Source organism: Thermocatellispora tengchongensis (assembly GCF_014202315.1).
Taxonomy (GTDB): Bacteria; Actinomycetota; Actinomycetes; order Streptosporangiales; family Streptosporangiaceae; genus Thermocatellispora; species Thermocatellispora tengchongensis.
Window position 1 is genome coordinate 195,048 of the sequence record NZ_JACHGN010000010.1, and the last position, 12,905, is coordinate 207,952.

9 protein-coding genes are annotated in these 12,905 nt (G+C 75.9%); 4 read left to right on the top strand and 5 right to left on the bottom strand.

All coding sequences use genetic code 11. The features are described 5' to 3' along the window. Positions 1-32 precede the first annotated feature (32 nt). The 4 genes from HNP84_RS24020 (at position 33) to HNP84_RS24035 (ending at position 7,681) form a co-directional block, all read left to right on the top strand. Positions 33-1,793 (top strand): hypothetical protein, encoded by a 1,761-nt coding sequence (locus HNP84_RS24020; RefSeq protein WP_221336649.1) that lies wholly within the window; start codon positions 33-35, stop codon positions 1,791-1,793. 660 nt (positions 1,794-2,453) lie between these two features. Further along, positions 2,454-4,691 (top strand): AAA family ATPase, encoded by a 2,238-nt coding sequence (locus HNP84_RS24025; RefSeq protein ID WP_425586028.1) that lies wholly within the window; start codon positions 2,454-2,456, stop codon positions 4,689-4,691. A 127-nt stretch (positions 4,692-4,818) separates the two neighbouring features. Further along, positions 4,819-6,573: an ABC transporter family substrate-binding protein gene (locus HNP84_RS24030; protein WP_312925598.1), complete on the top strand. Its 1,755-nt coding sequence runs from the start codon at positions 4,819-4,821 to the stop codon at positions 6,571-6,573. Positions 6,574-6,625: 52 nt separating this feature from the next. After that, positions 6,626-7,681 (top strand): winged helix DNA-binding domain-containing protein, encoded by a 1,056-nt coding sequence (locus HNP84_RS24035; RefSeq protein ID WP_185052136.1) that lies wholly within the window; start codon positions 6,626-6,628, stop codon positions 7,679-7,681. An 11-nt stretch (positions 7,682-7,692) separates the two neighbouring features. Here the strand turns inward: HNP84_RS24035 and HNP84_RS24040 are convergent, their stop codons facing one another. From HNP84_RS24040 to HNP84_RS24060, 5 genes are read right to left on the bottom strand one after another with little or no spacing between them, the layout of a single operon-like run. Further along, positions 7,693-8,547: a 5-oxoprolinase subunit C family protein gene (locus HNP84_RS24040; protein WP_312925599.1), complete on the bottom strand. Its 855-nt coding sequence runs from the start codon at positions 8,545-8,547 to the stop codon at positions 7,693-7,695. Continuing rightward, complete coding sequence (locus HNP84_RS24045) at positions 8,544-9,197, bottom strand: 5-oxoprolinase subunit B family protein (protein WP_185052138.1); 654 nt, start codon at positions 9,195-9,197, stop codon at positions 8,544-8,546. The genes HNP84_RS24040 and HNP84_RS24045 overlap by 4 nt, the downstream gene beginning before the upstream one ends. Further along, positions 9,194-9,964, bottom strand: a complete 771-nt coding sequence (locus HNP84_RS24050; protein ID WP_185052320.1) for a LamB/YcsF family protein — start codon at positions 9,962-9,964, stop codon at positions 9,194-9,196. The genes HNP84_RS24045 and HNP84_RS24050 overlap by 4 nt, the downstream gene beginning before the upstream one ends. A gap of 25 nt (positions 9,965-9,989) precedes the next feature. Beyond that, positions 9,990-10,790 (bottom strand): thioesterase family protein, encoded by an 801-nt coding sequence (locus tag HNP84_RS24055; protein ID WP_185052139.1) that lies wholly within the window; start codon positions 10,788-10,790, stop codon positions 9,990-9,992. Between the two features lie 30 nt (positions 10,791-10,820). Then, positions 10,821-12,368 (bottom strand): hypothetical protein, encoded by a 1,548-nt coding sequence (locus tag HNP84_RS24060; protein WP_221336686.1) that lies wholly within the window; start codon positions 12,366-12,368, stop codon positions 10,821-10,823. Positions 12,369-12,905: the final 537 nt, after the last annotated feature.

Below are 12,905 nucleotides of genomic sequence, written 5' to 3' on the forward strand. Positions count from 1 at the left end.
CCGATGATCCGCGTGAGTGGTGTGGCTTGGCCGTGCGGTTGCTCGATGCCGGCATGCCGGAGGCGGCGCTGGAGGCGGCCAGGGAGGCGCTGGGGCGGGATTCGCGGCTGGAGTGGGGGTATCGGCTGGAGAGCCTGGCGCTGGAGCGGCTGGGGCGGGACGACGAGGCGGTGGTCGCGGCCGAGCATGCGGTGCGGTTGGCGCCCGGTTCGTGGGCGGCGCGGTTGCGGCTGGGGTCGGCGTTGCGGCGGGTGCCGGGGCGGTGGCGGGAGGCGTGGACCCAGGCGGGCAAGGCGGTCAGGTTCGCGCCGGAGGAGCCGGACGTACACGTGCTCGCCGGGGACCTCGCGCTGGTCCGTGGCGAGCATGAGCGCGCCGCGCGCGCCTACCGCGCCGCGCTGCGCGGCGCGCACGATCATCCGGTGGCCCGGGTGAACCTAGGGCTGACCCTGCTGTGCTGGGAGCGGCCGCGCGGTCACCATGATCCGGCGTGGGCCGCCGATCCGCGGGAGACCGGGCGGGCCCGGCGGGCGCTGGACGTGTGGTCGCGGCAGGTGCGGGTCCTGCTGGCCCTGGCGCTTCCGCTGGTGGCGGTGGCCGCCTTCTGGACGGGGATGCGGGCGCAGGCGCAGATCGGCGGGCTGGTCGTGCTGGCGCTGGCGGCGGTGCCGACGGTGCGGCAGGCGCGGCGGGTGCGCATCTGGTCGTACGTGCCGCAGATGCTGGGCCGCGATCTGTGGCTGACGGTGGCGGTGGCGCTCACGCCGCTGGCCGCGCTCGCGTACGCGGCGGCGGTGCTCATGCTGCCCTCCTGGTCCGCCGCCGGGCCGGTCTCGTGGGAGCCGCTGTGGGCGGGGCTGGCCGGCCTGGTGGTGTGCAACGGGCCGGCCGCGGCCCTGGTCCGGGTGCTGGCGGAGGCGTGGCGGGGGCGGCCGGTGCGGGCGCTGGCGGAGTTCGCGGTCGCGCTGCCCGAGCGTACGGCGCGGCGCGACACCGGCATCGCCATGTGGATCGTGGCGGTGCGCGGATGGTCGGCGGCGGGGCTCGTCGGGTGCCTGTCGCTGGTGGCGGGCGAGACCGGCGTGGCGGTGGCGGCGCTGGCGGTGCCGCTGGCGCTGCTGCGGGTGCGCAGGTCGGGGCGGCTGGGCGCGAACGTGCGCCGGGTGCTGGCCGCCGACCGCTCCCTCGCGGCGGCGCTGCTGCTCCTGGTGCTGGCCTCGGCCTCGCTGGCGGGGGCGGGCGTGGTACGGCTCGTCGAGGCCGCGGGCGCGCCGCGTACGGAGGTGCCCGCGTGGGGCGGGAGGGTGGCGCTGGCGGCGCTGACCCTGATGGCCGCGGTCTTCGCCGCCCGCGCCGCCCGCGCCTGGTGGCGGGGCTCCCCGGGCCCGTGGCGCTCCTCGCTGGCCATGGCGGACGGGTGGGGCGGCAGGCTCCCCGCCGACGTGCGCGCGCCGGTGGGCCTGAGCGAGGCCGTGCGCCGGGCGCTGGTGTCCTCGCGCGGCGTCGTCCTGGCGTACGCCGACGACGCGGGCCCGCGCGCCCTGGCCGTCGGCGCCGTCAGCTCCATCGGCCCGGCGGGCGAGCTGCGCCTGATCGCGCCCGACGACGCCTGGCAGGCCGCCGAGCGCGATCCCCGGGTGGCGGTCTTCGTCGCCGACCCCATCGAGCGGCGCTTCTGGGCCGAGGTGCGCGGGATCGCCCTGGGCGACCCGGAGGCCGAGGTGCTGCGGGTCACGCCCAAGGACGTCCTCATCGGCGAGTACCCGGGACGTCACCAGTCCCGCCGCCGCTGAGGGCCGCCGTCCCGCACGGCGGGCCGCTCGTCGGCACGCCCAGTGGAGTGGGCCCGCGCGTTGGCGGGTGCGCGTGGCCCGGCGCATCCGGAGCGGATCGCGGCCATCGTCGCGGCCGGCACGGGCTTGCCGGCCGGTGACATTCCCATGCCCGAGGGCCGGCGCCGGTCCCGGCGGGCGGCAGCCGCGGCGCCGGTCCGCGACGCCCGCAGGTTCGTGCAGGCGCGCTGCCGTACGAAGCCGCCGGACGAGGTGCGCGCGGCGTACGACGCGCCGTTCCCGGACGAGTCGTCCGACCGGAGCGCGCGGGATCGGGCATCCCGTGATCGCCGGAGCGGGGCATTTGCTGCAGGAAGACGCCGGTCCGGACCTCGGCGCGGAAATCGCGAGGTTTGTCGGCCGCATCCGACCGGAATGCCGGACAGTGACACCGGCTCCTCGCGAGACGGCAGGCGCGTGGAACCCGGCCGCGCGCCACGCCGAAACACGCTCTGGGCGCCCGCGCCCAAACGTCGCTCGGTTGCGGTATAACCGGGGGCGAACCGGGGAGGCTTGATGCGGGACTCCGACAGGGCCCGGCCGGCGGGGCGCGCTGCGGCTAGGGATCTGTTCGAACACGTGCGTGTTCGCTATTTTCGGCTTTCCCCATTCACGCGGCGAATGGCGTACGCCGCGGTGCTCGTCATCGCGCTCGCGCTCGCCGTCGCCCTCGGCTGGTCGATCGTGAACACGCTGGTGGGCTGCGTCCTGCTGCTCGCCTTCGTGGCGCTCACCCTGCGCTTCCCGCGCGCCGCGGCCACCGCGCTGGTGGTGGCGGGGTGGATGCTGCTGCTGCCGATCTTCGCCGCCTTCTTCGAGCCGGGCTCGCCGGGCCCCACGCTGCTGATCGCGCTCGGCGTCGTCGCCGGCGGCGCCGCCCACCTGATCCGGTGGGTGCCGCCCTGGATGACCACGTTGCTCGCGCTGCTCGCCGCGGGCGTGCTGGCCGGGGCCGTCTCGCCGCTGTACCCGATGGCCGGGGTCTGGCTCGCGTACGCCGGGGCGGCGGGCGTGCTGGCGTACCGGTTCGTCCTCGCCCGCCGGGTGAAGGCCGCGCTGACGGCCGGGGAGCAGCGGCACGTACGGGTGCGCGCCCGCGAGGGCGGCCCGCCGCCCGCCGGGGCCGACGCCGCCGCGCCCCCGCCGCCGATCTCGGTCGAGGACGCCCTCGCCGAGCTGGAGAACATGATCGGCCTGCTGCCGGTGAAGGAGCAGGTGCGCTCGATCGCCGCCTCCATCGAGGCGTCCCGGCTGCGCGCCGAGGCCGGCTACACCACCGACCCGCCGATGCGGCACTTCGTCTTCGTCGGCCCGCCCGGCACCGGCAAGACCAGCGTCGCCCGCACCGTCGCCAAGATCTTCTACGCGTTCGGCCTGCTGGAGACCCCCTATGTGGTGGAGGCCCAGCGGGCCGACCTGGTGGGCGAGTATCTCGGCGCGACCGCGATCAAGACCAACGAGCTGATCGACCGGGCGTTGGGCGGGGTGCTGTTCATCGACGAGGCGTACGGCCTGATGAACACCGGCGACGGCCAGGCCGACCGGTTCGGCGCCGAGGCGGTGCAGACCCTGCTCAAGCGGGCCGAGGACGACCGCGACCGGCTGATCATCATCCTGGCGGGCTACGAGAAGGAGATGACCGCGTTCCTCTCCTCCAACCCCGGCCTGTCCTCCCGCTTCTCCACCCGGGTCACCTTCCCCAGCTACTCCGCCGAGGAGCTGTCGCGGATCACCGAGCTGCTGCAGGCCGGGCGCGGCGACCGCATGGCGCCCGACGCGCGGGCCGCGCTGACCGGGCTCTACGACGAGGTGATCAGGCGCGGGCTGATCGACGAGCTGGGCAACGCCCGCTTCGCCCGCAGCCTGGTCGAGGCGGCGGCCCAGGCCCGCGACGTACGGGTCGTGGGCGCGGGCGGCTCGCCCACGACCGCCGACCTGGTCACCACCACCGCCGCCGACGTCACCAAGGCGTTCGAGGAGCTCACCGCCCGCTTCCGCGGCTACCAGGCCACCCCCACCCTGGAGGAGGCCCTGGCCGACCTCGACCGCATGGCCGGGCTCGAACCCGTCAAGCGCCAGGTCCACGCGATAGCCGCCCAGCTCAGGGTGGCCCGCATGCGCCAGGAGCGCGGCCTGCCCACCCCGCCGCAGATGCGGCACTTCGTCTTCGTCGGCCCGCCCGGCACCGGCAAGACCACGGTCGCGCGCATCCTCGGCCGGATCTTCGCCGCGCTCGGCCTGCTCGCCCGCCCCGACGTGGTGGAGGCCCAGCGCGCCGACCTCGTCGGCCAGCACCTCGGCTCCACCGCGATCAAGACCAACGAGCTGATCGACCGGGCGCTGGGCGGGGTGCTGTTCATCGACGAGGCGTACAGCCTGGTCAACACCGGCTACTCCGGCGGCGACGCCTTCGGCGCCGAGGCGGTGCAGACCCTGCTCAAGCGGGCCGAGGACGACCGCGACCGGCTCGTCATCGTGCTGGCCGGCTACGCCGGCGAGATGGACCGGTTCCTGGCCACCAACCCCGGGCTGGCCAGCCGGTTCAACCAGCGCGTCGCGTTCCCGTCGTACACGCCGGACGAGCTGGCCCAGATCGCCGAGCTGCTGGCCGAGCGCGCCGGCGACCGCTTCGACGACGCGGCCCGGCAGGACCTGCTGGAGGTGTTCTCCGTGGTGTGCGCCGAGCGGCTGATCGACGGGCTCGGCAACGGCCGCTTCGCCCGCAACCTGTTCGAGCGGGCCGCCATGCGCCGTGACGTCCGCCTGGCGGCCGGGCCCACCCCGGCCACCGCCGCCGACCTGACCACGATCACCAGCGAGGACGTGCGCAGCGCCATCGAGGAGCTGTCCGACCGCTGATCCCGCCCCCTGACCCTGCCCGCGGCGTGACGGCGACGCGGCGCGCGCGGACGCACTGCCTGTACGCATTTGGGTGATCACTCTGAGTAGTGTTGTCCTCGTGTGCGGTGGGCGAAGTGGGGGAGTCGTGGAGAACGGGCGGCGATCGGCGTCCGCCGCGGTGGCGGCGGTGCTCGTCGTGGCCACGGTGCTGGTCGTGTCCATGGTGTCGCTGGCCGGGTGCGGTGAGGGCGGGCGGGCCGCGGCTCCGGCCGTGAGCGCCACGCTGCGGGCGTACGACATCAATCCGGTCCCGCGCGGCCAGGTGCGCGAGGGCGGCACGCTGCGGTGGGGCATCGACCACTATCCGAGCCAGTGGAACCTCAACCACGTCAACGGCCGCCTGCCGGAGGTCGAGGCGGTCATGGACGCGCTGATGCCCGCCCCGTTCCGCGCCGACGAGCGCGGCATCGTCGCCCCCGACCCCGACTACCTGACCCGGGCGGAGGTGACCCGGGGCTCGCCCGCGCAGGTCGTCACGCTCACGCTCAACCCCAGGGCGCGCTGGTCCGACGGCAGGCCGATCACCTGGGAGGACTACCACGCCCAGTGGCGGGCGATGAGCGGGCGCGACCCGGCCTACCAGGTGGCGGGCACCGCCGGCTACCGCGACATCGGCTCGGTGGCGCGGGGCGCGCACGACCACCAGGTCGTCATCACCTTCGCCCGGCCGTTCGCCGACTGGCGCTCGCTGTTCACGCCGCTGTACCCGCGCTCGGCCAACGCCACGCCCGACGCGTTCAACGGCTACTGGCTCAACGCGATCCCGGTCACCGCGGGCCCGTTCAAGCCGGCCGGGCTCGATCCCGACGCGCGCACCGTCACCGTGGTCCGCGACCCCGCCTGGTGGGGCGAGAAGGCCAGGCTGGACCGGATCGTGTTCCGGGCCATGGACGCCGCCGCCCGGTTGCGCGCCTTCACCGCGGGCGAGCTGGACGTGACCGACCTCGGCATGTCCGCCGAGGCGGTGGCCAAGGCGCGCGCGTCCCGCGACGCCGTGGTGCGGCAGGCGGCGGGCCCCGGCTACCGCCAGCTCACCCTGAACGGCGAGAGCCCCAGGCTCGCCGACCCGGCCGTGCGCCAGGCGGTCGCCATGGCCATCGACCGCGCCGAGCTGGCCCGCGCCGGCCTGGCCGGCCTCGGCTGGCCCGCCGTGCCGCTCGGCAACCACTTCTTCCTGAACACCCAGGCCGGCTACCGCGACAACTCCCACGAGATCGGGACGTACGACCCCGAGGCCGCCGCCGAGCGCCTGGAGGACGCGGGCTGGGTCCTGGACGAGCGGACGGGTGTGCGGCGCAAGGACGGCGCCGAGCCGGCGCTGCGGTTCGTCGTCCCCGCCGGCGTGGCGGTGAGCCGGGCCGAGGGCGAGCGCGTACGCGCGATGCTGGCCGAGGTGGGGGTGAAGGTGACGGTCGTGGAGGTGCCGGCCGACGCCTTCTTCACCAAGCACGTCATCCCCGGCGACTTCGACATCGCCCCGTTCACGTACGCGGGCTCGCCGTTCCCCGTCTCCGCCTCCTACGCCCAGTACGCCGACGCGGTCACGCCGCCCGGCGGTGCCCGTACCGTGGGCGCGGGCGGGCCGCGGGTCTGGAACGCCAACCTGGCCAGGATCGGGCATCCCACGACCGACCGCGCGCTGCTGCGGGCCATGGGCGAGCTGGACCCCACCCGCCGTCTCGGATACACCCACGCCGCCGACGCCCTGCTGTGGCGCAACGTCAACGTGCTGCCGCTCTACCAGCGCCCGCAGACCGTCGCCGTACGCGCCTCGCTGGCCAACATCGGGGCCAACGGCTTTCGCGACCTGCGCTACACCGACATCGGCTTCACCCGCTGAGCGCGGTTTTCCTGTCGGTGGCGCGGTGTAGACAGTAGGGGTGACGGTCTCGGTGACATGGCCCCAGGTGCTGGCATGGCGGCTGGGGCGGCAGTTCGTGGCGCGGCCCGGCGGCGACGCGGTGTCGATCGTGCGCCGGCTGTGCGGGGTGCAGTCCCAGGTGGCGTCCTCGGCGCGCCTGGCGGTGGCGGTGCGGCAGGAGCGGCCCGACCCCGGCGAGGTCGAGTCGGCGCTGTGGCAGGACGGCACGCTGGCCAAGACCTGGCTGATGCGCGGCACCCTGCACCTCGTGCCCGCCGACGAGCTGCCGGTCTACTTCGGCACGCTCGGCTCGCTGCGCTTTTGGGAGAAGGGCTCCTGGCAGCGCGGCCACGGCGTGACCGCCGCCGAGATCGAGAAGGTCATCGACGCCGTGCCGCGCGCGCTCGCCGGCCGGGTGCTCACCCGCGAGGAGCTGGTCGAGTCGGTGATCGAGGTCACCGGCGACGAGCACCTGCGCGAGGCCCTGACCTCGGGCTGGGGCGCGCTGCTCAAGCCGCTCAGCTTCCTCGGCGAGCTGTGCTACGGCCCGCCCCGCGAGGGCCGGGTCACCTTCACCTCCCCCGGCGTCGCCCCGCTGCCCGCGGCCGAGGCCGGCACCCTGCTGGCCCGCGCCTTCCTGGGCGCCCACGGCCCGGCCACCCCCGAGATGTTCGACGCCTGGCTCTTCCGCGGCCAGTCGCGCAAGGCCGTACTGCGGGCCTGGTTCGCGGGGCTGGGCTCCGACGCGGTCGAGATCGACGTCGAGGGGTGGCCCATGCTCGCCCTGGCCGAGCACGTCGATTCGCTGGCCGCCACCCGTCCGTCCGAGTCCGTGCACCTCCTGCCGGGTTTCGACCAGTACGTCCTGGCGGCCCCCCGCGACCTGGAGCCCCTGCTGCCCGCCGCCGTCCGCGCCAAGGTCAGCCGTACGGCCGGCTGGATCTCGCCCGTGGTCGTCTACCGGGGCCGGATCGCCGGCGTCTGGGAGGCCAAGTCCGGCAAGCTCGCCTTCGAGCTGTTCGAGGACGTCCCGGCCGGGCCGCTCGCCGACGAGGCCGACCGCGTGTCCGCGCTCCTGGAGCCCTGACCTTCGGCGGATCAGGCGCGGCGGAACGTCACCGTGTCGCCGGGGCGCAACTGGGCCGCGAGCGGCAGGTCGGCGGCGCGCACCACGGCGATCACGGGGTAGCCGCCGGTGGGCGGGTGGTCGGCCAGGAAGACGATCGGCTGCCCGTCGGGGGGCACCTGGATCGCGCCGGCGACCATGCCCTCGCTGGGCAGCTCGCCGCCCCGTGACCGCGCCAGGGCCGGGCCGCGCAGCCGCACGCCCACCCGATTGCTGTGCGGGCTCACCTCGTACGGCGCGCCGCAGAGCAGGTCGAGCGCGTCGGGGGTGAACCAGTCGTCGCGGGGGCCGGGGATCACCCGCAGGGCCGGGCGCTCGGGCGGCGGCGCGTACGGCGCCGCGTCCACCACGATCGGGCCGAGACCGCCAGGCGGCCCCACCGGCAGCACGTCGCCGGCCCGCAGCGGGGGCGGGCCCAGGCCCGACAGCGAGTCGGTGGAGCGGCTGGCCAGCACCGGGGCGACGGCCAGGCCGCCGCGCACGGCCACGTACGTGCGCAGGCCGCGCGCCGGCACCCCCACCCGCAGCTCGGCGCCGGCCGGGGCCCACAGGGGCGCGCACATGCCCGCCGCGCGGCCCGACAGGGTCAGCGGGCACGGCGCGCCCGTCACCGCGATCCAGGCGGGGGCGGCGAAGCGCAGGCGGGCGCCGCCGAGGGTCAGCTCGATGCCCGCGTGCCCCTCGGGGTTGCCCACCAGGCGGTTGGCCAGGGTGAGGGCGCGCGGGTCGGCGGCGCCGGAGCGGGGCACGCCGAGATGGGCGTAGCCGGTGCGGCCGAGGTCCTGCACGGTGGCGTAGGGGCCGGGGGAGAGCACCTCGACGCTCACGGGACCGCCGCCTCGAAGCGCACCCGGGTGCCGGGGCGGAGCAGGGCGGGCGGGTCGGCGCCGGTGTCCCACACGCGCAGGGTCGTGTGGCCGAGCAGCCGCCACCCGCCGGGGGAGGCGGCGGGGTAGACGGCGGCGTACGGGCCCGCGACGGCCACCGCGCCGGCGGGCACGCAGGTGCGCGGGGTGTCCAGGCGCGGCACGCGCAGCGCCGGGTCCAGGCCGGTGAGGTAGGCGAAGCCGGGGGCGAACCCCAGCCATCCCGCCACGAACTCCGACCCGCAGAACCGGGCGATCACCTCCTGCGGGCCGAGCCCGGTCAGCGCGGCGACGTCGGCCAGGTCCGCGCCGTCGAAGGTCACCGGCACCCGTACGAGCGGCGCCGCCGCGGCCGTGCCCGCCTCCTGCCTGGCCGTCGCGGCGGCGGCCAGGGCGGACAGGCGGGCGCGCAGCCCGACCGGGTCGGCGCCCGGCGCGACGACGAGCACCGTGGCCGGGCCGGGCACGATCTCGGTCACGCCGGGCGGGCGCTCGGCCCGCAGCAGCGCGTCCAGCCGGTGGGAGGCCGCCAGCCCGCCGGTCTCGACCAGCAGCGCGTGCTCCCCGGCCCTGTGGATCGGCACCGCGCCCTCGCCGGCGGGCGTGGTCATGCGAACGGCCGCAGCCGGACGCCGGCGTCGGTCAGCGCCTGGCGTACGGAGCGGGCCAGCGTCACCGCGCCCGGCGTGTCGCCGTGCACGCAGATGGAGCGGGCCGACAGCGCCACCCGCGAGCCGTCGCGGGCGGTCACCTCGCCCTCGACGGCCATGCGCACCGCGCGGGCGGAGACCTCGGCCGGGTCGTGCAGCACCGCCCCGGGCAGGCGGCGCGAGACCAGCGCGCCCTCGGGCGTATAGGCCCGGTCGGCGAACGCCTCGTTGACCGTGGCGATCCCCTGGGCGGCGGCGGCCTCGTGCACGACCGAGCCGGGCAGGGTGAGCACCGGGAGCGCGGGGGAGAAGTCGGCCACCGCCGCGACCAGGGCCTCGGCCTGCTCGCGGTCGCGGCACACCCGGTTGTACAGCGCGCCGTGCGGCTTGACGTAGGACACCTCGCCGCCCATCGCCCTGGCGATCCCGTCGAGGGCGGCGATCTGGTACAGCACCTCGGCGCACAGCTCCTCGGGATCGACCTCCATCTCGCGCCGGCCGAACCCGGCCAGGTCGCGGTAGGAGACCTGGGCGCCGATGCGCACCCCCCGGTCCACCGCGGCGGCGCAGGTGCGCCGGATCGTCACCGGGTCGCCGGCGTGGAACCCGCACGCGACGTTGGCGCTGGTGACGATGTCGAGCAGCGCCTCGTCGTCGCCGAGCCGCCACACGCCGAACCCCTCGCCCAGGTCGGCGTTGAGATCGATCTCCTGGTGGGACCCGTCCATCACGCCCTCAAGCCTACGCCTGTGATCACCCCGCGGAGTCCGCCTCCCGCCCCGGGCGCGGGGCCACGAACAGGGTCTGGGTGGCCTGCCCGACCTCGCCGGACCGGTCGTACAGGGTGGTGCGGGTCAGGCCGCAGCCGGCGGGGCCGATGGTGGTGGCGGCGTCCAGGCAGATCCACTCCCCCTGCGGGGGGCGGAACAGCGAGATCGACAGATCGACGTTGACGAACAGGTAGGAGTCGAAGTCCAGCGCGTAGCTGACGCCGTTGCCGCTGTCGGCGAAGACGGCCAGCCGTTCCAGCGGCGTCATCTCCTCGCCCTCCACCAGGGGCACCGTGGACCGGCCCCAGACGGTGGCCGGGCCGGTGTGCTGCGGGTCGCCGGCCACGAACCGCCAGTCCATCGCCCGGCCGTAGCCGAACCCGCTGGCCAGCCACGAGGCCGACTCCCTCGGCTGGGCGGGCGGCACGGGGGCGGGCGGCGGGGCGGCGCCGGTGGCGGGGGTCTCGCCCTCGCGGATGCGCCAGGCGGTCGCGCGTACCAGCTCGCGCCCGCCGGCGAGCAGCGAGGCGGACAGGCACTGGACCCGCTTGCCGTCGCGGGCAACGTCGGTGCGCACCTCGACCTCGGCGACCGGCACCGGCGCGAACACGTCCACCGCCAGCTTGGTCAGCGCCAGGCCGGGCCGCGGCGCCGTACGGGCCAGCTCGTGGACCAGCAGGCCGGTCACCGGGCCGAGGTGCTGCTGCTCCGGATGCCACGGGCCCTGGGTGTGCACCGTCGCGTCGTATCGCCCCGCGCCCTTGGGCAGGTACATGGCCGTCATAGAAGGAAATTCTAGGGAGTGCGATCCCGATCAGGCGGGCGGTGCGTCCGGAATGTCGGCGATGTCGTCCAGGGCGGCGGCCAGCTCGTCGGGGTGGTCGCCGATGCGCTCGGCGATCTCGATCAGCACGTGCAGCACGTCGTGACGGTCGTGCCCGAGGTCCAGCAGCCGCTGCGCGGCCTCCCACAACTGCGGCGGGTCGCCCTCCCACAGCCGGGCCGCGATCTCCTCGTGCCAGGCCAGGTGCTCCTGGTAGTCGGGACGGTGCCGCTCGGCCGCGTGGTCCAGCTCGATCAGCAGCCGCCGGTCGCCGTCGTCGGCCGGGTTGAGCCGGTCGAGCAGGATGTCACCGGCCGCGCCCTGCAGGAACGGGAACGCGAACGCCCGCCGCGCCAGCGCCGACAGGTCGCCGTCGGGCAGCAGCCGCGCCACCAGCTCGCGGTCCAGCCCGAAGGCGGTGGTCGGGTCGCGGTACGCCTCGGCGAACTTCGCCGTGGCCTCCCACACCGCGTCCAGCGTGGCCCGCACCCCCTCCTCGGGCAGGCCGGTACGCCGCCCCGCGAAGCGCACCCAGGCCGACAGCACGTACGGCACCGCCTCCTGCTCCGCCGGGCTCAGCATGATCTTCTTCGGTAACCAGTCGAGCAGGAAGGTCTCGCACTTGGTCGGGCTGACCCGCATCGGCCGCATGAAGTCCTGCTCGCAGCCGTAGTCGATGATGTGGTCGGCGCACCGCGAGGCCGCCGACGGGTCGGACAGGTGCTCGGCCGCGTCGGAGGCCAGGAACTCCGCCGCCAGCATCGCCCGCCGCTCGCGGCTGTAGGGCGCCTCGGTGTGCAGCGGGGCCGGGCGTTTGCGGCCGGGCGGCAGCGCCTTGATCCGGGCGCGGGCGAAGGCGTGGTAGGTGCCGTAGCTGTCGCTGACCGGCGGCGGGCCCTTGCGGTCGAAGCCGTCGCGGGTGGCCTTCATGGCCGATTCGAGCAGCGCCCGGGCCTGCTGGGGCTCCAGCTCTTCGAAGCGCAGCATCGGGTTGCCGCCGGCCTCGGCGCTCGCCTGCTCCAGCAGCTTGTCCACCTGGGAGGAGACCCACGCGTCGCGGGCCATGCCGCGCATGTTGTAGTCCACCACGACGACGAGCGCGTGGCGGTCCTCGCCCTCCTCCGGGGAGCTCGGCGCGCCCGAGCGGTAGGAGCCGGGGGACCGGTAGGCGAAGGTGCACACGACGGTGTCCTGGTCGCCGTACGCGTCGCGCGAGACGTAACAGCCGGCGGGCTTGACCGCGCCCACCCGGTCGGCCCACCCGGGCCGGGCCACGCCCGACTCCATCAGCGCCAGCGCGGCCCCCTCGGCCTTCGCCGCCTGCCGCGCGGTGCCGAGGTACGCCATCGCGATCAGCAGCGTGAGGCCCGCCGGCGTGCCGGCCTTGGCGGCGTAGTCGACCAGTCCCTCCCCGAGCACCTGCTCCACGTCACCGCCGTGCAGCCGCTTGCCCCACCAGGCCCCGATCATGTCGGACACCATCAGCTCGGCGTCCAGCGGGCTGCGCACGGCCAGCAGCTCCCGCGCCGCGAGCAGCATCTCGGCGAACACGTCATCCGGCGGCGGCGTGTCAGCCGGCGTACGACGATGGCGACGGCTCACACGACCCCCCTAGCCACACCCCACCCCACGACACCCCTCACACCGCCCGGCAGCACACTCCCCGCCCCTTCGACCACCACGACGGCCCGCCGGCACCCCCCATACTCCCAGCCGCCCGCCACCCGGCCGCACCGAGCATGCCACACACGGACGGCGACCGTGACGCGCCGCCCACGCCCCCGGCCGCCGGCGCGCCCGCACGCCCCGCAGCCCCGGCCGCCTGCCGGAAGGGCATCGGCAGAGGCCGTGGCGGGACCCGCCGGACGGACGTTCAGATGCCGCGCGTCGGCGACGGTCGCCGCGGTGGGCCGTCCCCACGCCCCGCGCCTTCGGCCGCGGTCGGGCGTGGGGGCGGGATGCGCGCCGCCCGCGCTGCCGTGGTCGTCGGGCGGGGGCGCGGCGTGGCAGGCGGGGGCGCCGGTGTGCCCGGCGAGGGTGGGTGTGGCGGTGCGCTGTCCGCACGCCTCCGATCCC